The organism is Paenibacillus sp. BIHB 4019, from assembly GCF_002741035.1.
Lineage (GTDB): Bacteria > Bacillota > Bacilli > Paenibacillales > Paenibacillaceae > Pristimantibacillus.
This window is the reverse complement of the sequence record NZ_CP016808.1, coordinates 1832501-1858717: the sequence shown is the minus strand read 5'-3', so window position 1 is coordinate 1858717 and position 26217 is coordinate 1832501. Positions and strand designations below refer to the sequence as shown.

Below are 26217 nucleotides of genomic sequence, written 5' to 3'. Positions count from 1 at the left end.
TAGTGAGTTGGTATAGGAGGAGAGAAGAGAGATGTGGAAAAAAAGAATTCCACTCTTGTTATTCGTTGATATTTTAACAAGTACGCTCATCACATTAATCTGCTTCGCCTTAATGTATGAAGGCGAAGGAGCGAGCTACTGGCATGCGGTGCTTATTTTTGCGCCAGTCCTGTCGACATCAACGATTTTATTCATGCTTCGTTACAATTTGTACCAGCGAATATGGAAGTATTCGAGCGTCGGCGAGCTTGTGTCGATTTTCAAAGCGGTCACGCTTGGCGTTATCGTCAGCGGACTGTTGTTTAGCGTTTTGAAGTGGGAATGGGTGGATCTAGCTCTGCTGTTGTTCATTTTCCAGTCTTCGCTGATTGTTAAAGGCAGCACGCGCTTTGCGCTGCGTCTCAGAAGCGATACGTACAACAAAAAAGGCACCGGCGATATCAAAGTATTGATTATCGGCGCAGGCGACTGCGGCTCAATGGTGGCTAAGGAAATTAAGCAAAACAAATACATCAACAACAGCTATCCGGTTGGTTTCATTGATGATGATGAGCAGAAGCGGGGCAACCGAGTTGGCGGCCTTCGCGTACTAGGCAATCGCAATGATATCGCCGCAGTTGTGGAGAAGCATGAGATCAACCACATCATTATCGCGCTTCCGGCGGCAAGCAAGAAGGATATTTCCGAAATTATCAATCTCTGCAAGGAAACAAGCTGTGAGCTGAAAATTGTGCCGCGGCTGGATGACATTATTCTCGGCAAAGTGACGGCATCGTCGATTCGCAATGTCGAAGTAGAAGATTTGCTCGGCAGAAGCCCAGTGGCTATCGACCTTGAAGGCATCGCGAATTACGTGGAAGGCAAGGTTGTACTGGTGACGGGAGCAGGCGGCTCCATTGGTTCAGAGCTGTGCCGCCAAATTGCGCCGTTTAAGCCAGGCAAGCTGCTGCTGCTCGGCCATGGGGAGAACAGCATCTATCAAATTGATATGGAGCTGGGCAAGACGTTTAAGGACTTGCAGACGGAGGCGATTATCGCCGATGTACAAGACCGTGAAACGCTGTTCGCGCTGTTTGGCGAATACAGTCCGCAAGTCGTCTTCCATGCGGCCGCTCATAAGCATGTTCCTTTGATGGAGCGCAATCCGAAGCAGGCGGTCATGAACAATATTATGGGTACGAAAAATGTAGCCGAAGCCTGTGACCAGCACGGTGTGGAGCGATTTGTCCTCGTCTCGACGGACAAGGCGGTCAACCCGACGAGCGTCATGGGCGCGACGAAGCGCGTAGCGGAAATTATCGTGCAGTCGATCAGCTTTTACAGCAATACGAAATTTGCAGCTGTACGATTCGGCAACGTATTGGGCAGCCGGGGCAGCGTCATTCCGCTGTTCAAAGCGCAAATTGCCGAGGGCGGCCCGGTTACCGTAACCGATCCGGAGATGATTCGTTATTTTATGACGATACCGGAGGCTTCCCAACTGGTCGTGCAAGCAGGCGCCTTTGCCAAGGGCGGCGAGGTATTCATTCTCGATATGGACAAGCCTGTCAAAATTTACGAGCTGGCCAAAGACTTAATTCGCTTATCCGGCTTCGAGCCGTACCGCGACATTGACATTAAATTCACCGGCCTGCGTCCGGGCGAGAAAATGTATGAAGAGCTGCTGACCGATGCTGAAGGCATGTCGGCTACGCTCAACAACCGCATTTTCATCGGTAAGCCAATGGCGCAGGATATTGAGCCGGTTATGCTGGAGCTTCAGCATTTGGAAGGCATTATCCGTTCGGATTTGTCGGAGGTTAAAGCCTTCGTGAAGCGGACGATAACATCCCAGAACCGCAGCGCCGTATAGCTTTACAGCATACTTTTATGAAGGAAAGGGAGGGTGGTCGCTCATGTTGAAATCGAATGCATTTGGGGCCACGCTCTTGCCTGGCACCAAGCGGAAGTGGGGGGCTTTGGCAGCCCCGTTTGCGATATTGGCGTCAGGGGAATTTCTGCTGGGCTTATTTTTATTATCCGGCTATATTAAATCGGGCATTTCCTTTCCCGTGGACTTAACCTTTTTTCTAATGGCAGTGACGATGTTTCTTTATTTTGTTCGCCTTCTGCAATCCCAAGAGCTGCCGAAGCCGGCGCTAATTCCGCTGCTGCTGTTTGTGCTGCTGATTGGCTACATTTTGTTCAGCTTTTCATATTCAACAAGCTATTCCTTCGCGATTCAGAAAACATCCCGTTTCATGCTGCTGACCGCCTGGTCCTTCATCGGACCTTTTTTGCTTATTCGTGATAAAAAAGGGCTGGAGCGATTTTTCGTCGGCATTATTGCCGTCTCCTCGCTAATGACCTTTTATTGCCTGCAGATGTTTCTGGAGAAGCTGCAAGCTGGCCAATTCATTGGACAGATTGAGGTGCTTGGCTCGGATTATCTGTCGCTTGGCCGAACGAATGGCATCGCGGTTATCGCCTTGATCGGTTTATATTTATACAATCCGCTGCTGCGGACCCCGGCCAAAACTGTCGCCAGCCTATTTCTGGCGCTGACCTTTCTATCGGTTGCTGTCAGTGGTGCCCGGACGCCGCTTATTACGCTGGTCGGAACGATCGTGCTAATTATGTTTCTGTCTGTGAAAGTGAACCGGGGCAAAATTACCTTCTCCAAAGGAGTAGGCACGCTTTTTTTCATTATTTTGCTGCTCGCTGCGCTCGCAGTACCACTCGTGGCTTCTGGCGTCATGGACACCTTCATTTACCGCATCTCGGTGCTGTTTAACCAGCCGGGAGGCGGAGAGTCGGCGGAGGGCCGGGTGGAGCGTTATGCGGTAGCGTGGCAAATGATACAGGATCATTTTTTCTTCGGCGGCGGTATTGGCAGCTTTACGATCGCTTTTGCCCATGAGGATGTTTCGAATTATCCGCATAATATTTTTCTGGAGCTGTGGAGCGAGCTTGGGCTTGCTGGCGTATTGCTGTTTCTGGCGATATTCTGGGGAGCGGTTCGAGCAGCTGCGCACTTTATAGCTGGTAAAATGACAGACCGCTTCACTTTAGTTACTGTTTTCTCGGTAGTGTTCCTGTTCCTGAATGCCAATGTGTCCGGCGATTTGAATGAAAATCGCTTGTTGTTCTGCTATGTAGCGATAGCCTGGCTGCTGCCCTATGCTACGCTCCAAGAGCGCAAGCCGCTGGAATTATTCAGGAAGTAGGCCGTGAGCCTGCCCGCGCCGCAAGCGCCCTAATGATAAGCTGGAGGGATATTCGTGTCTAATCTGATGGACCCGGTCGTTACGATTGTAACGCCGTCCTACAACTGCTCGCGTTTTATTAAGGAAACGATTGCTTCAGTCAAAGCCCAGACGTTCACCGATTGGGAAATGATTATCGTAGATGATTGTTCCTCGGACAATTCCTGCGAGATTATTGAAGCGGAAGCTGCGCTGGACAGCCGGATTAAGCTGCACCGTTTGCAGCAGAACAGCGGGGCGGCCGTAGCCCGCAATACCGCGATGAATATGTCGCGGGGCCGTTATCTTGCTTTTCTGGATAGCGATGATTTGTGGCTCCCGACGAAGCTGGCGCTGCAGCTTGATTTTATGCGTACGCAGGATATCGGCTTCTCCTTCACGAGCTACCGGGTGATGTCCGAGGAAGGGGAGCTGACGGAGCGTGTGATCGGAGTAGTTCCTTCTATTAATTACGATACGTTATTGAAAAATACGATTATCGGCTGTTTAACCGTCATGCTGGATCGGCATAAGCTCGGCCAGGTGCAAATGCCGAACATTCGGGCGAAGCAGGACACGGGCATGTGGCTGTCGATTTTGAAAAAAGGGCATTTGGCCTATGGCCTGCCTGTCGAGCTGAGCTATTATCGCCTCGTGAAAGGCTCGATTTCGAACAATAAAGTGAAAGCTGTCTACAAAATGTGGCGTCTGTACCGCGATGTAGAGAAGCTAAACCCGTTTAAAGCGTTATGGTGTTTGACGAATTACGTTAAAAACGCCGTGTTTAAGAGATTGTAGAGATAGATGCCATATAGTGTGGGGAGGAGTGAAGACGCATGTACAATCAATTTGGGAAAAGAGCATTCGATTTTATTTCCGCTGGCATCGCGCTAATTGTATTCAGCCCGGTCATGCTGGTGGTGGCGATTTTGATCAAGCTGGAATCACGGGGTCCTGTGTTTTTCGTTCAGCAGCGGATGGGGCAAAATAACGAGCTGTTCGCCATTTATAAGTTTCGCAGCATGCGGACGGATACGCCGAACGTAGCGACGGACTTGCTGCAGGATCCAGCATCCTACATAACGAAGACGGGAAGATTTTTGCGAAAATCAAGCCTCGACGAGCTGCCTCAGCTCATTAACGTCGTGAAGGGGGAAATGTCGGTCGTTGGCCCAAGGCCTGCGCTGTACAATCAATATTCCCTTATTGAGAAGCGAAATGAACGAAAAATCAATGATATTAAGCCGGGCTTGACGGGCTACGCCCAAGTGTCGGGCCGGGATTCCATCTCCGATGACGAGAAGGTTCGTCTGGACGAGCATTATTTGCAGCAGATGTCCTTCGGCTTTGACATCAAAATTATTTTCATCACTATTTTCAAAGTTTTCAAAGCAAGCGATATTAAAGCTTAAGGCGGAGGTAGGAGCAATGATTCTGGTAACGGGCATAACAGGGCTGACGGGCCGATTTCTATATGAGCAGATTCAGCGGGATTTCAAGCGTGATCAAGTATGCTACATGGTCAGGGAATCTAGCGACGTTTCCTGGATGAAGGAAGGCGAGCGTTTCGTCTACGGCAATTTGCGCGATGCAGACGATGTGAGGAAGGCTCTCGGCCATGAGGGCATAACGGAGGTGCTGCATCTGGCGCCGCGCAATCAACTGAAAAATGTGCTTGAAGCTTGCCTACAGCATGGCATCCAGCGCATTTATTACGTGAACAGCACCGGCATCTACAGCAAGTTCAAGAGCTCATCGCATATTGATTTGCAAAATGAACAGCTGCTGCGTGCCAGCGGCCTGACCTATACGATTATTCGTCCGTCGATGATTTGCGGCAATCAACAGGATGGCAACATCCATATGCTCGTCAAAATCATGAAGCGTTTTCCCGTTTATCCGATTTTGGGTGCTGGGGATGGCCTCATGCATCCGATTTACGCCAACGATTTGGCCAAGGTGCTCGTCTCAATGCTGAATCGCGAGGAGCTGACGCGCGGCCAGGAATATGATGTCGCGGGAAAGGCGCCGCTGAAATACAAGGAGCTGCTTAGCCTGATTGCGGGGGCGATGGGCAAGAAGATTGTATTTTTGCATATTCCTTATAAGCTTGCTCTGATTGCGGGCCGAATCGGAGAGAAAATACCGAACCGGATTATTAATTACGAGAAGGTTCTCCGCCTGAACGAGGACAAAAACTTTGACTACTCCAAAGCAGCGAAAGAGCTCGATTTCAAGCCGATTGGCTTCGATGAAGCGATCGTGCTGGAAGTTGCAGCGCTGCGCAAGCATGGGACGATATAATGAGCCGATTCACGAGAGAGGGAAATAACAACACGATGAGACGCAGCTGGATTTGGGGAATTAGTTTAGTAGTTGTCATTTTGGCCGCGCTGGCTTTGCCATCGCTGAAGTCGGACAAGGCGCAAACCTCTACAACTGGCGGGAGCACAGGCTTCCATTTGGAGGTAGAGGGGAATCCGGTGGCGAGCGCCGCTGCTGCAACAAGCAGCGCAGATGCCGCTTATATCAATGTAGTAGATTACGGTGCGGTAGGCGACGGGAAAAAGGACGATTGGAGCGGGATATCCAAAGCGATTGCCAAGGCAAAGGCGCTACGGGACAAGGGCCGGCAGGTTACCCTGCTTTTTCCCGATCTAACGGAATTCCGCTCCTCCAAAGCCATTGTAATACCGGCGAATATTTCGGTAGTTCAGCGTGCTCCGCTCATTTATACCGGAACGGCCTATGAGCCTTTTCTGACGCTGGGCGAGGAAAGTACAGTAACGGGAGCTGAATATAGCGGCCTTAATGTACGGAGAAGCAAGCTGGTCGATTGGTCCAAGGACAAGTCGCACAAGTCCATCGGCATTCTTGTAATAAATGCCAACAATTCCGGTATCCACATTCAACGTGCTGAAAATTTCTCCGTAGGTGTACAGACGATCGGCATTGGGACAGGCTTCGCCTATAATGACATTCGACTTGGCAAAATCACCTCCAACCAAATCGGGCTCAAGGTGACCAACAAGCGAAATAAGGCCAAAGTATCCGGCTGGAATAATGAAAATTTGTATTCGGGCGGCAACTTTGCGGTCTGGAGCGGCAACAATACGTCGCAGAGCCGATACGGCATTGTCATTACGACCGAGGATGGCTCTTATACGAATAATAACAACAATGTATTTGTAAAGCCTAGCTTTGAGCTGAATCAGCGAAATACGACAGGCTCTGCCGAGAGTGTGCCGATCGTCATTGAGCATGGACTCAACAATACGTTTGATTATGTTCGCAATGAGACGAATGGCGTTTATATGGCCCGGTTGAAAAATAAAAGCAACAACAATACCTTCAACGTCAGCTACGGCGACGCCAAGCTGGATGACCAGTCGGAGTTCGGCAATCAAATTGTTTCAACGCAGGAATCGAGCTTTTTTGACCAGTTCACGCTGCGCGAATCGTTTAATTTGTCGGAGCGCTGGAGCAAGACGAATACTGCGGTCACGCTGGACGGCATGTCCTTCTTGAGCAATAAGGGCGGCGAGCCAACAGCGACGAATAATTTTGCCTGCATCAGCAGCAGCAAAGGCTTTGTTACTTTTGCCAATGGCTGTGTAGCTGTGGGTGCCATGGTTGATGTCTCGGTCGTTAAGCAGTTCGTTATTAAGCGGGCGGCGCAGGATGAGCTGGGTGGACGGGTTATTGTTCGCGGCTATGACAAAAATGGCAAGCAGCTCAGCAGCTCGGGCAATTGGCTGCGCGGCATGAGCAACAACAGCTTTTATTTCGCCGATACGTACGGCGGTGTATATATGTCTGCCCGCGATATGGCCGACCCGATCTACTTCGACGTAAAGGATAATGTGAAGAAAGTTTGGGTCGGCGTTACAGCTGGCAGCGGCAAGGCGGTTATTAATTCGTTTGGTATCTTTACGAGATCCACCCATTACCCTGCGGTTTATAGCGGCGGATAATCGGGCTTTGCTTGGTGAAGAGAGAGCTGCGCTGCGTGGACAGGGGTTTCTTGTGGGATTCGGTCGTAGTTACTTGGTAGTAGGTTGCTTTTGCGGAAGAATAGTGGCAGCGGACTGAGATGCCGCTATTGATACGGCTACAACAAGAATGGGCAGTTATGCGGACAGGGGGTCAGCTATTCCCTTCAAAACCCCGAAAAACAAAGGGGAAATGGACCAATAGCGGCTTTGCTGTCCGGCTAGCGGATAAAAGGCGGCTTTTTACCGAAATAGCGGCTCTGGTGTCCGCCAGCACTACTACTGGTGTGGAATGTTCACTTTCTAAGCTGTCGTTTGGATGCAGCTGCTTAACATCAGGTAATGCGCAGTGGAAGCTGATAATGGGGTGTGGGAATAATGAGGTACAAACTTGCGGGTAAAGCGCTGCTGGCCTTGCTAGTTGCGCTCGTGGCCTGGGAAGGCATTTTGGAGGTTACAACGATTCGTACGACAGGCTTCCAGCAGCATCCGGAACTGGGGCGCATTTTGAACCCGGGGCTGTATGTGAATGGGCAGGAAGGCTACGGCATTACTAAAATTTATGCGGAAGGCGCCATCGCGCAGCCTTTCCCTGATCCCAATGAGACGGATGCTGCCCGCAAGGCAGAGTACCGGATTTTGTTTTTGGGCGACTCCTATACGGAAGCGCTTCAAGTTGGCGATCAAGTGAAGTTTTTTCGCCAAGTGCAGACTAGGATGCCCGAGCTCGATTCCCGCAAGGTGATGACCTATGATGCTGGACGCAGCTCCGCCTCCCCTGCGCATTATGCCTACTTGGCGGACTTTTACAAGAAGCGGGTCGATCCGGATGCCGTTGTCATCCAAATTAATGAGAATGATCTCAAGGATTTGTATGGTGAAAATACGAGCTACTATGCCAAGAAGGACGGAGACTCGTATAAGCTTGTCTTTAATGAAGACTTTATTAGCCGCAATGCGGTTGCCGCGAAGCTTCAAGCCCTTTACGGCTTGCTGCGGCTGTCCGTAGTGCGCGTTGGCTCGGATCATATGCAAAAACTGCTGGAGAAGGACGATGCGGCAGCGGAAGAGACGAAAGGCTCGGACTTCGCGCCCCAAGCGGGGGATGCAGAGCTGGTGAAGTGGATATTCGGAATTTTGAAAGAGCAATATCCGCAGCTTGTTTTCGTTTTTTTACCGCAAATTGATTTTCAGTCGCCAGAGGATGAGCAGCAGCCGGGTTATTTTGAAGAGCTAGCCGAGCGCACAGCCAAGGAGCAGGGTATTCCGATGCTGAATATGAGACAGGATTTTGTGAAGGCCTATCAGGATACGGGGCTGCCAGCCTATGGCTTCTCCAACACTACGTATGGAACTGGGCATATGAACAGCTCGGGGCATGATTTAGTGAGCAAAGCAGTAGCGAATTATTTCGAAGGAAGATGAGAAAATGATATTTTCAAGCTGGGAGTATCTGCTGTTTTTTGCCGTAATGCTTATCCTGTTATCTACTATTAAAATACATGCGCTGAAAAAAGCAGTTTTGCTGATTGGCAGCTATTATTTTTACAGCGTATGGGATTACCGCTTCGTCCTGCTCGTGATCGTGATGACGCTTATAAACCATGTGAGTGCCGTGTCGATCGACCGGGCAACAGAGGCTGCGGTACGCAAGCGCTGGCTCATATTCAGCGTCATTGCCAATCTCACAATTCTGGGCTTCTTCAAATATTTTAATTTTTTCATAGATTCGGCGAATGGCTTGCTGGATCAGTTTGGCATGACATTTCCGCTGCTGTCGATCGTGCTGCCCGTAGGAATCTCGTTTATTACGTTCGAGGTCATGAGCTACACGATAGATGTGTACAAGCGCGACATTAAGCCGTCGTCCATTTGGGACTTCTCGCTTTTAATCGTGTTTTTTCCGCATTTGATCGCAGGGCCAATTCTTAAGCCGCGGCATTTTCTGCCGCAAATGGCCCGTGACATCGTCATCAAGCGCAGCAACTTAATTGAAGGCGGACAAATATTCATCTTTGGTTTAGTCAAAAAAATTATTATTGCCGACCATATGGCGATGTTTGTCGATCCGGTGTTCGCAAGTCCCGGCGAATATTCGCCACTTACCGTATGGCTCGCCGTCATTGCGTATGCGGTGCAAATCTATTGCGATTTTTCCGGCTATTCCGATATGGCGATCGGTTCGGCAAAATGTATGGGCATCGACATTCCGCGCAACTTCAATATGCCGTACCTGTCCCGCAGCGTGACGGAATTTTGGCGGCGCTGGCATATTTCGCTGTCGTCTTGGCTGAGAGAATATTTATATTTCTCGCTGGGCGGCAATCGCAAAGGGCCTATCCGTGCGAACATTAACCTTATTCTTGTTATGCTGCTTGGCGGCCTCTGGCACGGAGCAAGCTGGAATTTCGTATTCTGGGGGCTTCTGCACGGCCTTGCGCTCGTCATACACAAGCTTTATTTCAACCATGTGCTCAAAAAACAGGAAATCAACCACTGGCTGTACCGAACGGCTGCATGGGCGCTTACATTTGTATTTGTCTGCATCACGTGGGTGTTCTTCCGCTCCCAAAGCTTTGAGCATTCCTGGCTGGTGCTGCGCAAAATGTTCCTCATCGACACCGGCGGCCTCATGTGGTTCTACCCTTATTTGGGCTTCGTGCTTGTGCTTGTACTGGCCGGCCATATCGTTGGGGTACGGTTGAAAGATTATCCTCGCGTTAAGCTAACGACCTTTGGCGGCTTGTTTATTTTATTTTTCGTACTGCTCGCACTCTTATTGCTTATGCCAACAGCCTCCACACCATTTATTTATTTTCAGTTTTAAGGGGGACGAGGCGTGAATCGGCAATGGAGTCGAAGGAAACGTGTCACCTTATGGACGCTTGGCATGCTGCTCGTTATGCTAGCGCTTGCCGTATGGCGCGCTGGCTACTTTTTGGCGGTTGCGCCGAACCCTGCTCCCTCGCAGGCGATCATTGTATTGAGCGGCGAGGAGGGGCGGCTGGCGAAGGGTCTGGAAGTTTTTCAGCAATATGGAGCAGAAGCACTCATTATTTCAAGCGCAAACGACCATTATATTCAAGAGGAGCTTCGCCTCGCTGTTTTGCCGCCAAGCGGGGTTTATTTGGAGACGCAGGCGCGAAGCACGAAAGAAAATGCGGCTTACGTACGGGAGCTTATGGACCAGCATGGGCTTAGCTCCGCTATTGTGGTCACCTCTGATTTTCATATGCGCCGCGCGAGGTATCTTTTTGAGCAAACGTTTGAGGATGGGCATATCCGGCTCACCTATGCCAGCTACGAAAGTCCGCAGTTTAACGCCGCCAAATGGTGGAGCAGCAAAACCAGCCTGATGATCACCGGCAACGAATATATCAAGCTGGGCGGGAATTGGCTCGGTATCGATGGGAAGGAGGCCAAACGCCTGCTTAAACGCTTGAATAAAGCTGTATTCTGAATGGGACAACGACAGCTGCAGCCAGAATGATTTTACAAAGGGGGTCTTGTGATGAAAAAATTGTGGGTGGTCCTTGCGCTGCTTGTGCTAGTGATAGGTATCTATCTGGCCTTCGGCCAAAAGAAGCAGCAAAGTGCCTCTCCGGAAGCGTCTCCGGCTAAGCCTGCGGAAAAAATCAGCTTGTCCTTCTGGACGTATTACGGCGGCTGGGAGGACACGATAAAAGCCTTTAACGACCTGTATCCGGAGGTTGCGATTAAGGTGACAGAGGTTACCTACGCCGATCAAGTTAAAAAATATACCGAGGCGCTTGCCTCAGGCAGCGTTCCCGATGTCATTATGCTCGATAGCGCCGCCTTTCCGAACTTTGGGGATAGCGACAAGCTGGAAAATTTGCTCGACGCTCCTTACAATGCTGGCGAGTACAAGGCTGGCTTCAGCCAGCCGCTGTGGGACAGCAACCTTTCGTTCGACGGAAAGCGCCTGATCGGCTGGCCGCTCTCCTCATCGCCAAAGGTGACCTATTACCGCGAGGATATTTTGAAAAAATACGGCTTCCTTACCGATCCGGAGAAGCTGGCGACGTATATGGATGATCCGGACAACTGGGTCAAGATGAACAATACGCTGCAAAATAAAGGCGTTCGCATTACGCAGTGGTACGGCGAGACGATAAATCTGTTCGCCAGCGCCCAAAAGACCGGCCTGGTGAATGACAACCATCAGTTTGCCTTCAATAATGATACGTTTGAGCAGGCGATTGCCCTGACGCAGCGCTTGAAGGAGCATGTGCCTGGCGTGAACATCTGGGAAGAGTCAGGTGAACAGGCTGTCCGTGACGGCAAGCTGGCTATGGTGTACCTGGGCATCTGGGGAGATTCGGTGCTGGAGCAATGGGCGCCGGAAACGGCAGGCAAGTGGCGGCAAACGCGTCTGCCGCTGAAATTGAACGGCTGGGAGAACAGCTCCGTATTTCTGCTGCCTTCTGGCGGCAAGCACAAGGAGATGGCATGGGCGTTCATGAACTATGTCGTAACGGATCATGCGAAATACGGTCTCGGCAATGCGGTTCCGGCCTATGCCCCCGTGCTGAGCAAGAGCAGCCAGAAGCCGGAGCCTTCGACATTTTTAGGCGGGCAAATCGTTTATCCGCTTAATGTAGAGCTCGCCAGCAAGATGCATGAGCGCAAATACACAGCGCTGGATAATGAAGTGCAGAAGCTGTGGAACGAACAGCTCGCCAAAGGCATGGAGAAGGGCTGGAAGCCGAAGGCCATATTGGATCAGGCTGAAAAAGAAATCAATCGCAGCCTTGCTGACCTAGCTAGCAAAGCTGGGGCCACAGCACCGGCAGCAGATGCAGCAGGCAGCGCATCAACTGATGCTGCCGCAGCGTCTGAGGGCGCCTCCAGCGCGCCGGCGAAGCCTTAATTGCGGCAAGGGGCGGCAAGGGCAAGGATGTGGCCGCAAAACTTGGCGGCGGCTACTGGCTGCATGATAGATGAAAGCGATGAAAGCAACAGGCTGCACGCGCGAGCTGCAGTCTGATTTGCGTTAGGACAGCAGCCTGATGGATAAGGCTGCTCTTCTGCATCGCCTATTCAGCAGCAAGCGAAAAAGCCGCTGACCTCATCGGTCGGCGGCTTGCAGCATGCGCATAATATCAAGCTCCCCGATGAGCCGCTGGGCTTTGCTGCCCCTCAGCGGCTGGGTGGATCGCTTGAGTATCCATTTAATGTCGGCGGGCGATAGGCCCGGTTTATAGGCGAGCAGCAGCGCAACAGCGCCACTGACATGAGAGGTTGCCATGGAGGTGCCGCTCATCTCATGGTATTTGCCGCGCAGCCATGAGGAAACGATTTTATCGCCAGGGGCGTATATATCGATATGGGCACCACGATTGGTGAAAGGGGCGACGCGCCTAAGCCGTGTAGTTGCGCCTACAGAAATCGTTTGCGGATAACGGGCCGGATAATCAACCGAGCGGCGTTTTCCGTCGTTGCCTGATGAGGCGACTACTATGATTCCTGCGTTATAAGCATTGGTAATGGCGGTAAGCAGCGCTTTGCTGCGGGTTTTCATGCCGAAGCTCATATTGATAATGTTAACCCGGTTTCTTACGCACCAGTCAATGCCGAGTATAATGTCCGAGACGAAAGCGCTGCCGTTGTGGTCGAACGCTTTCACGGGATAGATCTGCGCACGCGGAGCAATGCCAATCATGCCCTGCATCTGATTGGCGGCTGCAATTGTTCCGGCAATATGGGTGCCATGTCCGTTGTCATCATGCGGAAGCATGCTGCGGTTCAGCAAATTAATGCCGCGCGACAGCGACTGGCGCAGGTCGGGATGGCTGAAATCGACGCCGGTGTCAATGACGCCAATTTTAATGCGGTGGCCGGTAGTCATGCCCCAGGCTTGCGGAGCTTTGACATGCTGCACGCCCCAAGGAACTCCTTTTTCGGACATTAAGGATTTGGGTGTAACGGCATGAACGGTAATGCGTCGATCATCCTCAATCCATACCCCTGTTGAGAATCGGGCGAGGGTTTCTTCGACAGGCAGACGACAGGAAATAGCGCGAATGATGGGCATCTGTTTGACGGCTTTAAGCGCAGCCTTGCCATTCGGCAGCTCCGACCAGTCTTTTATAAAGCGCTGGTACTCGCTCTGCTGGTAAAAACGGATAATGCGCTTTGGTGTCGTCTGCTCCGAGCTTGCCATCGCGCCTTGCAACCAATGGAGAAAAACGGTAGTGTCCAAATTTCGCGTCCCCTCCCGACGGACGATGCTGAGCTATTGTATGACGGAGAGGAGCAAGCTGCATGAGCCACTTGCCTTTTTTGATATAATTAGGCGTGAAACCGTGTCAAAATGCACAGTCGCACATAGGATGATGTAAGAGTTCTATGGGGCTCTTACCTCTCCGGAACGTTAGCGGCCAGCGCGGCCCGGATGGATACAGTCAGAGCGAAGGGATTCCTTCGCTTTTTATCCTGTTGTCCAAGCTGTGAAGGAGGGTTCAAGCCGCTCTAGCGCTAATAAATTCATTATCGCGGTGTGAGCTTTGTGGACAAGCTTCACAATGGATAGGCTGACGCTTGCTTTTTTGAAAGAAATAGGTTTTACTATAGTTTGATAATGAATGAAGATGGCAAGAGAGGATGTGTCCATATGAGCGGCAGCAACATCACTTTGAAGCTGGACCCTGAGCGGATTAAGGAAATGCCAATGGTTGATTTGGCATTTGAATTTCTTAAGACAGCTAATACGCCGTATTACTACCGTGATCTCATGATGGAGATTGCTAAAATACGCGGATTGTCTACGGATGGGATTAATCAGGTCATTGCACAAGTATATACTGAAATTAATATTGACGGCCGTTTCGCTTGCGTCGGCACAAATATGTGGGGCCTTAAGCGCTGGTATCCAGTAGAGCGCAGCGAAGACCCAATTTCCAACGCCAAACGCTCCAGAATCATTAACGACGACGACGATCTCGATGATGATGATCTGTTCGCGGATGAAGAAGAGGAAACTTACGCAGCGGACGAAGAGGACTACGATGTTTATGATGAAGATCGTGAGTTCGAGGAAGCTGAAGAAGAAGCCGAAGCAGACGAAGAAACCGGAATCGAAGGCGAAGAGCTGGAAGATGAAGAGGATGATTCGGATGAGGAGCTGGAAGACGGCGAGGAAGCGGACGATTTTGAAGAAGATGAAGAGGAAGAGGACGACAAGTAAGTCCTTGTTCACCCATGAATCGTGCAGGCTTGAAATCGAAGAAAGGGTAAGGAGGTTTCTTAGCCAACCCTTCTATTTCCGGGCAGAACGCTCGCTGACGCCAAGTATGACAGGCAGCGCCGTTTATACTTGACAGGTTGTATACGTCAGAGTAAACTATTGCATGGGCTTTAGATTCGGTTAAGACAACCGCTTAATAATACGCCAAACGAAAAGTGCCCCGTACTCTACGGGTGTCACTTTTTTTGTTTGTAGAAGAACATGTTCGGCGACGGAAGGCTCCGGCTTTTCGTTTGATGATACAGATAAACCGCTGTGGCGCGAAAGCGCCTATGTTTATTGGATAGATTGGGAAACCTATAGGAATACACACTAGAGCTTGGAGGGTATTGGCACAGTGACAAAATATATTTTCGTAACCGGAGGCGTTGTCTCTTCCTTGGGTAAAGGGATTACAGCCGCATCGCTTGGTCGATTGTTGAAAAACAGAGGCCTCAAAGTAACGATTCAAAAGTTCGACCCGTACATTAACGTAGACCCGGGAACGATGAGCCCTTATCAGCACGGTGAAGTGTTTGTAACCGATGATGGCGCAGAGACGGATCTTGACCTTGGCCACTACGAGCGTTTCATCGATATCAACCTTTCCAAAAACAGCAATGTAACGACAGGCAAAATTTATTCCAACGTTATTACCAAAGAGCGCCGTGGCGATTACTTAGGTGGAACGGTGCAGGTTATCCCGCATATTACGAATGAAATCAAGGATCGTGTATTCCGCGCAGGCAAAGAATCGGCATCCGACGTTGTCATTACGGAGATCGGCGGTACGGTTGGCGATATCGAGAGCTTGCCATTCCTGGAAGCTATTCGTCAAATCAAGAGCGATATTGGCCGTGACAATGTGATGTATATTCACGTTACCCTGATTCCTTTTATTAAAGCTGCCGGCGAAGTGAAAACGAAGCCGACTCAGCACAGTGTAAAAGAGCTTCGCAGCATCGGCATCCAGCCGAACGTAATCGTATGCCGTACAGAGCATGCGATGGCGGAAGACCTGAAGCACAAAATCGCCTTGTTCTGCGATATTGATGCAAATGCAGTTGTGGAATGCCGCGACGCTTCCACGTTGTATGAAGTGCCTTTGATGCTTCGCGAGCAAGGCTTGGACGATATCGTCGTCAACCACTTGAAGCTCGGCACGAACGAGCCGGATATGACGGAGTGGACGAGCCTCGTTCAGCGCGTGAAGTCGCTGCACAAAACAACAGAAATCGCAATTGTTGGTAAATACGTAGCTTTGCATGATGCTTACCTCAGCATCGTGGAATCCCTTGCTCATGCAGGTATTGATGCAGATTCCGAAGTGAAAATCCGCTGGGTAAATGCAGAAGAGCTGACGGACAGCAATGTGGCAGACCGCTTGCAGGGCGTTCACGGCATTCTCGTGCCAGGCGGCTTTGGTGATCGTGGTATTGAAGGCAAAGTGATTGCCATTCGCCATGCTCGCGAACAGCAAGTGCCGTTCTTTGGTATTTGCCTTGGCATGCAAGTGGCCGTTATTGAATATGCACGTCATGTGGTTGGCCTTGATGGCGCCAACAGCTCGGAGATTAACCCATCGACGCCATACCCTGTTATTGACCTGCTTCCTGAGCAGAAGGACATTGAAGACATGGGCGGCACGATGCGTCTTGGCCTGTACCCTTGCAAGCTTATTCCAGGCTCGCTCGGTGCTACAGAATATGATGATGAGCTCGTCTATGAGCGTCACCGTCACCGGTACGAGTTCAACAATGAATTCCGCGAGCAAGTGGAAGCAGCTGGCTTGACCATTTCGGGAACTTCGCCGGATGGCAGACTGGTAGAAATGGTGGAAATGAAGGATCACCCTTGGTTCTTGGCCGTGCAATTCCACCCGGAATTCACTTCCAGACCTAATCGTCCACAGAAGCTGTTCCGCGGTTTTGTCCGCGCTGCGCTTGCGTTTTCGGAGAGATAGTGTATTCGTAACATAAATGTATAAACCGTCCAATTTTTTTCCTGGGGCAGAAGGATATTCCGACTTGATCCGCGAATATATTAACGATGATGGAAGAGCTGACCAATTGTTGTCGCTCTGTCGTGGGAGGTATTATATTTTGGAACAAAAGAAGCTATTAATAGTGGACGATCAGAATGGAATCCGTGTGCTTTTGATGGAAGTGTTCAGCAGCGAGGGTTATGCGACTTTTCAGGCCTCCAACGGCAAGCTTGCCTTGGAAATTGTGAAGAAGGAAAGCCCTGATTTGGTGCTGCTTGACATGAAGATTCCCGGGATGGACGGTTTAGAAATTTTAAAGCATGTGAAAGCCATTAATAAAGACATAAAAGTCATTATGATGACGGCTTATGGTGAGCTGGATATGATTAAGGAAGCGACCGATCTCGGAGCTTTGATGCATTTCACCAAACCGTTTGATATTGATGAAATGCGAATAGCGGTGAACATGCAGCTAGAAGGCGGTTCCAGCAGTCGTTTCGCGATAGGGTCCTGATTAGCGGGCCCTTTTTTATTATTCTACGGTTTGTACCTTGGCAAAAGAGCTTTACCATTCCTGACGCCATTATGGTATAATGGCTCAGAATCAAGCTGTTTATTTGTCTATCGCATTAGGTATTGGTAAAATAAATGTAAACACAGAGAACCAAGTGGCTTGCAGCTCTGCAATTCTCGAAAATGATGTCGGCGAATGGACAAGGCATTCATCCATGGAGACACCTGGCTCCTGCTCGCTTTGCAAAGCAAGCCGTATTTCAAGAGAAAATCCGCTTGTTCGGAAGTAACAATCAAGCGTAACAACAGGAGCACGGGATGACGAACCGCCTTCTAACAGTGTGCATGCGGCGGCGTGTGCTCGCTGTGGCGGTTTTTCCTTTGTTCTCTTTCGATACAACGGGAGGACTACAAAATTGATGGAGAAATTGATGATACGCGGCGGACGTCCGCTGCAAGGAACGGTCCAAATCAGCGGTGCTAAGAACAGCGCCGTAGCGTTGGTTCCCGCTGCGATACTAGCGGAGTCCGAGGTTGTGCTGGACAATTTGCCTCATTTGAGTGATGTTGCTGTTTATAGCGAAATTTTGCAAGATCTTGGTGCGGTCATTGACTGGCAAGGCGACATGATGCGTATTGATCCTTCTAATCTTAAAGCAAAGCCTATGCCGAATGGAAAAGTTAAGCTGCTGCGCGCTTCCTACTATTTGATGGGAGCGATGCTAGGACGCTTTGGAGAAGCCGTTATTGGCTTGCCTGGCGGCTGCAATTTTGAACCAAGGCCTATCGACCAGCATATTAAAGGCTTTGAAGCGCTGGGCGCAACCGTAACGAATGAGCATGGCTCGATGCGCATATCTGCGAAGCAGCTGCGGGGAGCGAAAATTTATCTTGATGTGGTAAGTGTAGGAGCAACGATCAACATTATGCTTGCGGCCTCTCGGGCCAAAGGCTCTACGATAATCGAAAACGCGGCAAAAGAGCCTGAAATTATAGATGTAGCTACTCTTCTCAATGCCATGGGCGCAAAAATCAAAGGGGCCGGCACGGAAACCATTCGGATCGAAGGAGTGGATAGCCTGCATGGCTGCCGCCACTCCATTATTCCTGATCGCATTCAAGCTGGAACTTACATGATTATCGCCGCGGCAACGCGTGGAGATGTCCTGATTGACAACGTCATCCCGAAGCATATGGAAGCTATGACGGCGAAGCTGGAGGAAATGGGCGTTACCGTATACGAAATGGATGAATCTATCCGCATCGTGGGCGCTCCAAAGTACAATGCCATTGATGTTAAAGCATTGGTTTATCCGGGCTTTGCGACCGATTTGCAGTCCCCTATGACGAGCTTGCTGACCCAAGCGAGCGGTGTAAGCATTTTAACCGACTATGTATACAGTAATCGTTTCAAGCATGTTCCTGAGCTTGCGCGCATGGGCGCCAACATTCGTGTTGAAGGAAGATCGGCCATTATTGAAGGCGGACCGCTTAACGCTGCTAAGGTGCGAGCAGCAGATCTGCGCGCAGGCGCGGCGCTTGTTATTGCTGGATTGACTGTACCGGAAGGCATTACCGAAATAAGCGGTGTGGAATATATTGACCGTGGCTATGACCACTTGGTTGATAATTTGCGCAGACTGGGCGCAGATGTGTGGCGCGAGACGGAAACCTCCTAAATAGGCAGGAAGATTGGAGCTTGGCGCTGGTTCAATGGGATGAGGAATATCCGGCGCCAACTCTGGTATATACTGATAGATCGGAATATAGCGGTTTGTTGTACCATAAAACTGAATAAAGTGGTGAGAACATGACAGATCTTCAGATCGCCGATCTGGAAGAGTTGAAGCTGACGGATTTGTACAAGCTGGCGAAGCAGTATCAAATTCCGTATTATGGCCAACTCAAGAAGAAGGAATTGATTTTCGCAATATTGCGGGCCCAGGCTGAGAAAAGCGGCTTGATGTTCATGCAAGGCGTCCTGGAAATTTTGCCGGAAGGCTTCGGCTTTCTTAGGCCTATCAACTATTTGCCAAGCAAAGAGGATATTTATATTTCGGCTTCCCAAATTCGCAAGTTCGATCTTCGTACGGGCGATCTCGTATCCGGCAAATGTCGGCTTCCGAAAGATTCGGAGAAATACTTTGGTTTGCTGCAAGTAAATGCAGTTAATGGGACGAGTCCTGAACTCGCAGCTGAACGGTTACATTTTCCCGCATTGACTCCTCTTTTTCCACAGAAAAAACTGGTGCTTGAGACGGCATCCTCTAAACTTTCCACACGAATTATGGATTTAATTGCGCCTGTTGGACTTGGCCAGCGTGGACTCATTGTTGCACCTCCGAAAGTCGGCAAAACGTTGCTTCTCAAAGAGATTGCCAACAGCATTTCTACCAATCATCCAGAAATCGAGCTGTTCGTACTGCTTATTGATGAACGGCCTGAGGAAGTAACGGATATGCAGCGTTCGGTTAAGGGCGAAGTTATTGCTTCCACTTTCGATGAAGTGCCGGAAAATCATATTAAGGTAACAGAGCTTGTCTTGGAGAGAGCGCTGCGCCTGGTGGAGCATAAGAAGGATGTTGTTATTTTGATGGATAGCATCACGCGTCTGGCTCGTGCCTACAACTTGGTAGTGCCGCCATCCGGCCGTACGCTGAGCGGTGGTATTGACCCTGCTGCATTTCATCGTCCGAAGCGGTTTTTCGGTGCGGCGCGGAATGTGGAAGAGGGCGGAAGCTTGACGATCCTCGCGACAGCGCTTGTGGAGACAGGCTCGCGTATGGATGACATCATTTATGAAGAGTTTAAAAGTACCGGCAATATGGAGCTGCACCTGGACAGAAAACTGGCTGAACGCCGGATTTTCCCAGCGCTCGATATCCGCAGATCGGGTACGCGCCGAGAAGAAATGCTCCTGACACAAGAAGAGCTGGAGAAGCTATGGGTAGTTCGCAAAAATATGAACGATTCCATTGAGTTCGTTGACGGCTTCCTCAAAAAGCTGAAAAACAGCGAAACGAATAGTGAATTTCTCATGTCGCTCGATTCCATGCCAGAGACGAAGCCGCCGCAGCGCAGCAGCACGATCAAAAGCAGCAGTACCAGTTCGTCGTCATCATCAACGCCAGCGGCTGGACGCCGTTCGGCAGCCCCTCGCACGACGCATAGCTCATAGCGCTGCCTGAAAGGAGAACATCATGAATCTTGTATATGCTGATGAGCAAGGAAATGTCTTTGATCATCCTCACTATATAGCTTTAGGCCGCAGCGGCGATATGATTGTCGAAATGATGGAGGACGAGCTCATTCCGTTGCCGGAAGGGGCGACGCTTGTAAGCTTGCCATTTACGAAGGCGGTTGGCCTGAACCCGGATACGGGCGAAATGCAGCTGCTTCCAGGCAATAAGCAGGCGGTAGGCGCGCTTTTGCCGCAAGGCTATACGCGGCTTGCCCTGCCAGGCTATGTAAAAGCGGATAAAAATGAAAAGCTGCCTTTGTTCGGTTATACGGCTGTCGTATGGAAAAACAATGGTTTCTACGTTGCAGCTGAGCAGTGCGATGATCCGGAACGCTGGGATCCGCTCAATTGCGACCGCGATGAGGTTAAGCAGCAAGTCGAGCGCATCACGTCCAAATATCCAGAAAATCGTCTGTACAAGCATTTGTCGAACTGTGCACTGGGATATGAATGCTTGACGTCGTCCAATACGTTTTTGCAGCGCTGGGAAGGTGCGGTTCCGGTATCGTATTCGTGCAATGCGGGTTGTTTTGGCTGTATTTCCGAACAGCCGGATGACAGCGGCTTTGTTGCTCCGCAAACCCGGATGAATTTCAAGCCGACGGTGGACGAAGTGACGGAGATTATGCTGGAGCATCTTCGCCATGAAGATTCCATTATTAGCTTCGGCCAAGGCTGCGAAGGCGAACCTTCAACGCAGGTGCGGATTATTGTCGATGCGATGCGCCGGGTGAGAAGCCAGACGTCGCTGGGCTACATTAACATCAATACGAACGCTGGGCTGACAGATCACATCCGTGCCATTGTTGATGCGGGATTGAATTTGATGCGTGTCAGCACCATCAGTGCGCTTGATGATCATTACAATGCCTACTACAAGCCGCGTGGCTATACGCTCGCCAATGTAGAGAAGTCGTTGAAATATGCGACGGACAAGGGTGTTTATACGTCGATCAACTATTTGATTTTTCCAGGTGTGACGGATCGTGAGGAAGAGATGGAGGCCATGATCGGCTTTGTAAAGCGGACCGGCCTTAAGCTTATCCAAATGCGGAACCTGAACATCGACCCGGAAAGCTATTTATCCTTGATTCCGCCGGCACAAGGCGAAATTTATGGAATGAAGCAGATGCTGGAAATTTTCCGCGACGAGCTGCCAGATGTTGTAATTGGCTCATTCACGCATGTTCCGCCTGCGAGCTTAATTCAATCTTGATGCCCCAGAAGAGCGGTTGTTCCGGTGACGGACAGCTCCTTCTTTTGAAATATAGGAAAGCATATGATTTCTCCATACTTTCTCTATATTTTTCGGGCTGAAACGTGCCGCGCCGTCAAAGGACGGCGACAACCGTTTCACCTTGTGTTTTACAACAAGGACGGGGCTATGCTATAATTCAGAGATGTATGACTTAATTCTGGGCCCGCCTGTGGCTCAGGGCAGAAAGAGGTGAAAGAGATGAAACAAGCTATTCATCCGACATACCATATCACTACAGCAACTTGCGCTTGTGGTAACACTTTCGAGACTGGTTCCATTAAACAGAACCTTCGTGTAGAGATTTGTTCCCAATGCCACCCATTCTATACGGGTAAGCAGAAGTTCCTGGATGTGGGCGGCCGCGTCGATCGTTTCAAAAAGAAATACGGCATCTAATTGCTGTGATGTCTATTTTGTCTATATTTGGCAGAATACAAGAACCTCCCGTAGCCATTCTAATGGTTATAAGGGAGGTTTTTTTGATGAGATTGAACCGGAGCGTATTGCCTTTAAAAAGCTCGCGCATGCTGTTATTGGCAGGCATCTTGCTGCTCGCAGCGTCAAGTGCTGCCGGCTGTGGCCAGCCTGATCATAAACAGCAGATGCAATCCTATGGGCATGACGGCTATATGGGGCTGTCCAACAGCAACCCGAACATACCGAATAAGCATTCGTATTTAAATTATGGCTCAGACGGCAAGTTCGTTGGCGAGTTGATCAAGAAGATGGACGGCGTTCAAAAAAGCTGGATTCATTTTAATGGGGAGCATCTGGTCGTTCATTTGACCGCCAAGCCGGATATGTCCGATGCACAGGTGAAGCAGCTTCAGCATAAAGCAGAGGAGACTTTGCAATATAATATGCCGCGCTATGAGGTACGGGTCAAAACGAGCCGATAATACCCGTTTTTAAGCGAAACAATGCCTTTCGTCAAAGAAAGGCCAAGCTGTTCACGCTTGATGAAAAGGCGCATTTTATGTCTTGTCCTCAGAAAAGTTGCGCTTTGTAACATTATCAGCTATACTTATTTTTGCCGTGCTAGATGGGGAGTTAGCGGTGCCCTGTAACTCGCAATCCGCTTTAGCGAGGTTGAATTCCTGTTTGAGGTTATGTCTATGCGGGGTTTGGCGCTTGCGAGCAGTGTTGACAGTTGGGTCCTCCGCAATGGACGCTTGTGAACTCGGTCAGGTCCGGAAGGAAGCAGCCGTAAGTAAGTTAGTTCATGTGCCGGGGGAGTGCCTGGCTCGAGCTGTGGTGCAAGAGTGCCGCCTGGGTTACATTAATCAAGGGCAGGTGCACGGTATTAAAGTTTTATATTACGGATGTTAACAGACACCGGCGACGCTTTTCGATGAACTCGAATGGTGCTGCGGGTGTTTTTTGTTTGGCTTGAGGCTTTGATGATGTATAATAAGAGATAGAGTATTATAGAGTATTTTTGCAGAATTCCTGTAAGGAAACAAGAAGGGAACGGTCCATGTGACTCATATTGCCTTGTACCGTGCCTGGCGTCCCCAGACGTTTCGGGACATGGTGGGACAACAGCATATTGTGCAGACGCTGCAAAATGCGATAAAAGAGGATCGCGTTTCGCATGCCTATTTGTTCAACGGTCCCCGGGGGACGGGGAAGACGACGACAGCTAAGGTATTGGCGAAAGCAGTCAATTGTGAATCCGGCCCGGCAGTGGAGCCCTGCAATGAATGCGACGCATGCCGCGGTATTACAGCTGGTCATATTATGGATGTCGTGGAGATTGACGCTGCCTCCAACCGGGGCATCGACGAAATTCGCGATATTCGGGATAAGGTGCGCTACGCCCCATCTGAAGTGAGATATAAAGTGTACATTATTGATGAGGTGCACATGCTTACTTCAGAGGCATTCAATGCTTTGCTCAAAACATTGGAAGAGCCGCCTGCACATGTTATCTTTATATTAGCAACAACTGAACCGCATAAGCTTCCTGCTACGATTATTTCTCGCTGCCAGCGTTTTGATTTTCGGCAGGTGTCGCTTGCAGAGCAATCGGAGCGGCTTCATGAGATTTGCAAGGAAGAAGGCATTACCGCCGAAGATGATGCGATTGCTTATATTGCAAGGCTGTCAGAAGGCGGCATGCGTGACGCGATCAGCCTGCTGGAGCAGGTAGCAGCTTTTGGAGGCGGAAGCATTACGCTCGACGGCGCTGTCGATGTGACGGGCGGAATGGCGGCCGACCAGTTCTACGAGCTGGCGGAAGCGGTTCGCGACCGGGATGTTGGCGCTGTGATGCCGCTTGTCGAAAGCTTGACGCAAGCGGGCAAAAGCGCGGATAAGTGCATGGAAAACCTGATTTATTATTTCAGGGATTTGCTTGTGCTCAAGCTTGCCCCGCAAGGCGGAGCGGCGACGGAACGCGTCGTTGATGCAGAACGCTTCCAGGCAATGGCGGATGCTTTTACGCCGGACCGCCTGTTTCGCATGATTGATACGCTGAACAGCTATCAATCCGAAATGAAGCATGCCGCTCAATCGCAGACGCTGTTTGAAGTCGCGTTGATGAAAATTTGCACCATCAGCGATAGCCGCGAAAGCGCATCTGCGGGGGACGCTGCCCAGCCATCTGGTGGTACGGCGAGTTCTTCCGCAGAGGTGGGCCGTCTGCGCCAGCAGGTGGAGCAGCTTGAGCATAAGCTGGAGCAGCTGCTGCAAAATGGCGTTCCAGTTGCTGGCGGAGGAGCGTCTGCCAGCGGCGCAGCGGCTCGGGCCGGGGCGAATGGCAATCGTCCTGCCTTTAATAACCGCAGCGGCGGCTCTAACTCGGTATCTGTTCGGACGCCAGTTAAGCTGGGGCCTTATTTATCCGCTGCTGGCAGCAGTGAAACGGGGCAAGTTCGCATGAAGTGGAGCGAGCTGCTGCAGCGGGTGAAGGAAACCAAGATCACGGTTCATGCGTGGTTGATGGATGGCGAGCCGGTATCCGTTGTGGATGGCAATGTATTGGTTGCTTTTAAAAATACGATGCACCGAGAAACAACGGAGAAGCCGACGCATAAAGAAATTATTGAGCGGGTTATGCAAAGTGTGTTTGGGCAGCCGCTTCAGCTTGCAACGGTTATGATTAAAGAATGGCAATCGGCCACCGATAATGGTTCAGCAACGCCGGATGAAGCGTTTGAACTGCAATCGGATATGCCGGATGCAGCACCAGCCCAGCCTAAATGGGTAGAAGAAGCGGTAAAGCTTTTCGGTGAAGAGCTCGTCGTTGTGAAAGAGGATTTTTAACTATAAATAAGAGGTGATTATAATGAACAATATGAATCAAATGATGAAGCAAGTGAAGAAGATGCAAGAGCAAATGATGAAAGCGCAGGAAGAGCTTGTCCACAAAACCGTTGAAGGCACAGCAGGCGGCGGCGTAGTTAACGTTACCGTAAACGGGCACAAAAAAGTTCTTGATATTACAATTAAACCGGAAGCTGTCGATCCGGAAGATGTTGAAATGCTGCAGGATTTGATTATTACAGCTGTAAACGATGCCTTGTCAAAAGTGGACGATGTCGCGAACCAGGACATGGGCAAATTTACAGGTGGCATGAAAATCCCGGGCTTGTTCTAAAAACAAGCCGCAGCTCGTTCTGATTTGAAAGGAGCTACACCTGTTGCATTATCCCGAACCGATAGCGAAGTTGATTGACAGTTTCACCAGGCTGCCGGGTATTGGACCGAAAACAGCTGCAAGACTGGCTTTCTATGTGCTTCGCATGAAGGAAGACGATGTCATTGATTTTGCTAAAGCGCTCGTGAGCGTGAAGCGCAATCTGACTTATTGCTCCATCTGCTGTAATATAACCGATACGGACCCTTGCCGTATTTGCCAAGATAAGCTCAGGGACAACTCCGTCATTTGCGTCGTACAAGAATCGAAAGATTTGGTGGCGATGGAGCGGACGAAGGAGTTCATGGGGCATTATCACGTGCTGCAAGGGGCGATTTCTCCTATGGAGGGAATTGGACCGGATCAGATCAAAATTGCCGAGCTGCTGCGCCGCCTCAGTGATGAGCGAGTACAGGAACTTATTCTGGCGACCAATCCGAATGTCGAAGGAGAAGCAACCGCTATGTATATATCGCGGCTTGTGAAACCTTTTGGCATACGGGTCACGCGAATCGCTCACGGCTTGCCGGTTGGCGGCGATTTGGAATATGCCGATGAAGTTACGCTGTCCAAAGCACTGGAAGGCCGCAGAGAGCTGGGTTAAAGGTAGGCAAAGCTGTTCTTATCGTTCAAAACGATAGGGGCAGCTTTTTTTATATGAAGTATATATTGGGCAGGTATAGCGCATTGCCTTTTCGTTTAGGAGGCTGCTGTGGCTGAATGATCTCGGTGCTAGTTCTATTTGCAAGGCTCCCCGCTTATATATGGAATAAAGGCAGCCTTGGCTTTTGAATGGACAAGCGGGAGGTCATGAGGGAATGAAGCAGCTCAATAAATGGAGAATCGGCAGCAAGACAGCGGAGGAAAAGTTGGCTAATGGGGCACAGGGGGAGATGGATGCCCTGCAGTGGACCGACCGGCTGCGCCAGGAAATTTATGAGGCCCATCTGGAATGGGAAAATGCAAATCGTTTTTTTGACTATGCTCTGGGCAAAGATCAAATTGATTATGCGATATACGCCATTATTACAGCTGAAAAGCGATATGACTCTTTGCTCCGCACCGCCAAAAGAGCTTGCAAGAGCTGGTCGGAATGGAGGGCGGTTCAATGATGAATAC

General features: G+C 50.2%; 24 protein-coding genes and 1 other RNA gene (1 of these 25 running past the window's edge). 24 read left to right on the top strand and 1 reads right to left on the bottom strand.

The features are described 5' to 3' along the window. Window positions 1-31 precede the first annotated feature (31 nt). The 10 genes from BBD42_RS07840 (at window position 32) to BBD42_RS07795 (ending at window position 12107) form a co-directional block, all read left to right on the top strand. Window positions 32-1852 (top strand): polysaccharide biosynthesis protein, encoded by a 1821-nt coding sequence (locus BBD42_RS07840; protein WP_099517708.1) that lies wholly within the window; start codon window positions 32-34, stop codon window positions 1850-1852. Window positions 1853-1895: 43 nt separating this feature from the next. Next, the gene (locus BBD42_RS07835; RefSeq protein ID WP_099517707.1) at window positions 1896-3206 is read left to right on the top strand and encodes an O-antigen ligase family protein; all 1311 of its coding nucleotides are present in this window, start codon (window positions 1896-1898) and stop codon (window positions 3204-3206) included. Window positions 3207-3272: 66 nt separating this feature from the next. Then, complete coding sequence (locus BBD42_RS07830) at window positions 3273-4022, top strand: glycosyltransferase family 2 protein (protein WP_099521511.1); 750 nt, start codon at window positions 3273-3275, stop codon at window positions 4020-4022. 38 nt (window positions 4023-4060) lie between these two features. Then, the gene (locus BBD42_RS07825; RefSeq protein ID WP_099517706.1) at window positions 4061-4636 is read left to right on the top strand and encodes a sugar transferase; all 576 of its coding nucleotides are present in this window, start codon (window positions 4061-4063) and stop codon (window positions 4634-4636) included. A gap of 16 nt (window positions 4637-4652) precedes the next feature. Continuing rightward, on the top strand, window positions 4653-5528 hold the full coding sequence (locus BBD42_RS07820) for an SDR family oxidoreductase (protein WP_099517705.1): 876 nt from the start codon (window positions 4653-4655) through the stop codon (window positions 5526-5528). Further along, window positions 5528-7198 (top strand): pectate lyase family protein, encoded by a 1671-nt coding sequence (locus BBD42_RS07815; protein WP_150131527.1) that lies wholly within the window; start codon window positions 5528-5530, stop codon window positions 7196-7198. The genes BBD42_RS07820 and BBD42_RS07815 overlap by 1 nt, the downstream gene beginning before the upstream one ends. Window positions 7199-7594: 396 nt before the next feature. Then, complete coding sequence (locus tag BBD42_RS07810; protein ID WP_099517703.1) at window positions 7595-8641, top strand: SGNH/GDSL hydrolase family protein; 1047 nt, start codon at window positions 7595-7597, stop codon at window positions 8639-8641. 4 nt (window positions 8642-8645) lie between these two features. Next, window positions 8646-10043, top strand: a complete 1398-nt coding sequence (locus BBD42_RS07805; protein ID WP_056037626.1) for an MBOAT family O-acyltransferase — start codon at window positions 8646-8648, stop codon at window positions 10041-10043. Window positions 10044-10055: 12 nt separating this feature from the next. Next, window positions 10056-10676, top strand: coding sequence for a YdcF family protein (locus tag BBD42_RS07800; RefSeq protein ID WP_099517702.1), 621 nt, complete (start codon window positions 10056-10058; stop codon window positions 10674-10676). Window positions 10677-10727: 51 nt separating this feature from the next. Continuing rightward, on the top strand, window positions 10728-12107 hold the full coding sequence (locus BBD42_RS07795) for an ABC transporter substrate-binding protein (protein ID WP_099517701.1): 1380 nt from the start codon (window positions 10728-10730) through the stop codon (window positions 12105-12107). A gap of 198 nt (window positions 12108-12305) precedes the next feature. Here the strand turns inward: BBD42_RS07795 and BBD42_RS07790 are convergent, their stop codons facing one another. After that, complete coding sequence (locus BBD42_RS07790; RefSeq protein WP_237163414.1) at window positions 12306-13439, bottom strand: S8 family peptidase; 1134 nt, start codon at window positions 13437-13439, stop codon at window positions 12306-12308. A gap of 411 nt (window positions 13440-13850) precedes the next feature. Between BBD42_RS07790 and rpoE the strand changes: the two genes are divergently transcribed. From rpoE to BBD42_RS07720, 14 genes are all read left to right on the top strand, one after another. Next, window positions 13851-14423: a DNA-directed RNA polymerase subunit delta gene (gene rpoE / locus BBD42_RS07785; RefSeq protein ID WP_056037638.1), complete on the top strand. Its 573-nt coding sequence runs from the start codon at window positions 13851-13853 to the stop codon at window positions 14421-14423. Between the two features lie 397 nt (window positions 14424-14820). After that, window positions 14821-16425 (top strand): CTP synthase, encoded by a 1605-nt coding sequence (locus tag BBD42_RS07780; RefSeq protein WP_056037640.1) that lies wholly within the window; start codon window positions 14821-14823, stop codon window positions 16423-16425. 139 nt (window positions 16426-16564) lie between these two features. Continuing rightward, window positions 16565-16960 carry a response regulator gene (locus BBD42_RS07775; protein WP_056037642.1) on the top strand — a complete coding sequence of 132 codons (396 nt, stop codon included), beginning with the start codon at window positions 16565-16567 and terminating at the stop codon, window positions 16958-16960. A 418-nt stretch (window positions 16961-17378) separates the two neighbouring features. Continuing rightward, window positions 17379-18638 carry a UDP-N-acetylglucosamine 1-carboxyvinyltransferase gene (locus BBD42_RS07770; protein ID WP_056037646.1) on the top strand — a complete coding sequence of 420 codons (1260 nt, stop codon included), beginning with the start codon at window positions 17379-17381 and terminating at the stop codon, window positions 18636-18638. 131 nt (window positions 18639-18769) lie between these two features. Then, window positions 18770-20137, top strand: coding sequence for a transcription termination factor Rho (gene rho, locus BBD42_RS07765; RefSeq protein ID WP_056037649.1), 1368 nt, complete (start codon window positions 18770-18772; stop codon window positions 20135-20137). Window positions 20138-20159: 22 nt separating this feature from the next. Then, the gene (locus BBD42_RS07760; RefSeq protein ID WP_099517700.1) at window positions 20160-21416 is read left to right on the top strand and encodes a radical SAM family protein; all 1257 of its coding nucleotides are present in this window, start codon (window positions 20160-20162) and stop codon (window positions 21414-21416) included. 240 nt (window positions 21417-21656) lie between these two features. Next, window positions 21657-21854, top strand: a complete 198-nt coding sequence (rpmE, locus tag BBD42_RS07755) for a 50S ribosomal protein L31 (RefSeq protein WP_056037655.1) — start codon at window positions 21657-21659, stop codon at window positions 21852-21854. A gap of 86 nt (window positions 21855-21940) precedes the next feature. Then, window positions 21941-22357 carry a hypothetical protein gene (locus BBD42_RS07750; protein ID WP_099517699.1) on the top strand — a complete coding sequence of 139 codons (417 nt, stop codon included), beginning with the start codon at window positions 21941-21943 and terminating at the stop codon, window positions 22355-22357. 134 nt (window positions 22358-22491) lie between these two features. Then, an RNA gene (ffs, locus tag BBD42_RS07745) (signal recognition particle sRNA large type) lies at window positions 22492-22759 on the top strand. 178 nt (window positions 22760-22937) lie between these two features. Next, window positions 22938-24725, top strand: a complete 1788-nt coding sequence (dnaX, locus tag BBD42_RS07740) for a DNA polymerase III subunit gamma/tau (protein ID WP_099517698.1) — start codon at window positions 22938-22940, stop codon at window positions 24723-24725. A 22-nt stretch (window positions 24726-24747) separates the two neighbouring features. Then, on the top strand, window positions 24748-25059 hold the full coding sequence (locus BBD42_RS07735) for a YbaB/EbfC family nucleoid-associated protein (RefSeq protein WP_056037661.1): 312 nt from the start codon (window positions 24748-24750) through the stop codon (window positions 25057-25059). 43 nt (window positions 25060-25102) lie between these two features. Then, on the top strand, window positions 25103-25702 hold the full coding sequence (gene recR, locus BBD42_RS07730; RefSeq protein ID WP_046229552.1) for a recombination mediator RecR: 600 nt from the start codon (window positions 25103-25105) through the stop codon (window positions 25700-25702). 214 nt (window positions 25703-25916) lie between these two features. Continuing rightward, window positions 25917-26210 carry a DUF2508 family protein gene (locus BBD42_RS07725; protein ID WP_237163413.1) on the top strand — a complete coding sequence of 98 codons (294 nt, stop codon included), beginning with the start codon at window positions 25917-25919 and terminating at the stop codon, window positions 26208-26210. Then, window positions 26207-26217, top strand: partial view of a pro-sigmaK processing inhibitor BofA family protein gene (locus BBD42_RS07720; protein WP_237163412.1) — the start only. 256 nt of this gene lie beyond the right edge of the window; the window shows 11 of its 267 coding nt (coding positions 1-11); its start codon is at window positions 26207-26209; the stop codon falls past the right edge of the window. The genes BBD42_RS07725 and BBD42_RS07720 overlap by 4 nt, the downstream gene beginning before the upstream one ends.

Bases quoted from the DNA above. Each gene is read 5' to 3' on its own strand.
- BBD42_RS07840 (WP_099517708.1), top strand. From the start codon at position 32: ATGTGGAAAAAAAGAATTCCACTCTTGTTATTCGTTGATATTTTAACA.
- BBD42_RS07835 (WP_099517707.1), top strand. From the start codon at position 1,896: ATGTTGAAATCGAATGCATTTGGGGCCACGCTCTTGCCTGGCACCAAG.
- BBD42_RS07830 (WP_099521511.1), top strand. From the start codon at position 3,273: ATGGACCCGGTCGTTACGATTGTAACGCCGTCCTACAACTGCTCGCGT.
- BBD42_RS07825 (WP_099517706.1), top strand. From the start codon at position 4,061: ATGTACAATCAATTTGGGAAAAGAGCATTCGATTTTATTTCCGCTGGC.
- BBD42_RS07820 (WP_099517705.1), top strand. From the start codon at position 4,653: ATGATTCTGGTAACGGGCATAACAGGGCTGACGGGCCGATTTCTATAT.
- BBD42_RS07815 (WP_150131527.1), top strand. From the start codon at position 5,528: ATGAGCCGATTCACGAGAGAGGGAAATAACAACACGATGAGACGCAGC.
- BBD42_RS07810 (WP_099517703.1), top strand. From the start codon at position 7,595: ATGAGGTACAAACTTGCGGGTAAAGCGCTGCTGGCCTTGCTAGTTGCG.
- BBD42_RS07805 (WP_056037626.1), top strand. From the start codon at position 8,646: ATGATATTTTCAAGCTGGGAGTATCTGCTGTTTTTTGCCGTAATGCTT.
- BBD42_RS07795 (WP_099517701.1), top strand. From the start codon at position 10,728: ATGAAAAAATTGTGGGTGGTCCTTGCGCTGCTTGTGCTAGTGATAGGT.
- rpoE (WP_056037638.1), top strand. From the start codon at position 13,851: ATGAGCGGCAGCAACATCACTTTGAAGCTGGACCCTGAGCGGATTAAG.
- BBD42_RS07770 (WP_056037646.1), top strand. From the start codon at position 17,379: ATGGAGAAATTGATGATACGCGGCGGACGTCCGCTGCAAGGAACGGTC.
- rho (WP_056037649.1), top strand. From the start codon at position 18,770: ATGACAGATCTTCAGATCGCCGATCTGGAAGAGTTGAAGCTGACGGAT.
- BBD42_RS07760 (WP_099517700.1), top strand. From the start codon at position 20,160: ATGAATCTTGTATATGCTGATGAGCAAGGAAATGTCTTTGATCATCCT.
- rpmE (WP_056037655.1), top strand. From the start codon at position 21,657: ATGAAACAAGCTATTCATCCGACATACCATATCACTACAGCAACTTGC.
- BBD42_RS07750 (WP_099517699.1), top strand. From the start codon at position 21,941: ATGAGATTGAACCGGAGCGTATTGCCTTTAAAAAGCTCGCGCATGCTG.
- BBD42_RS07735 (WP_056037661.1), top strand. From the start codon at position 24,748: ATGAACAATATGAATCAAATGATGAAGCAAGTGAAGAAGATGCAAGAG.
- BBD42_RS07725 (WP_237163413.1), top strand. From the start codon at position 25,917: ATGAAGCAGCTCAATAAATGGAGAATCGGCAGCAAGACAGCGGAGGAA.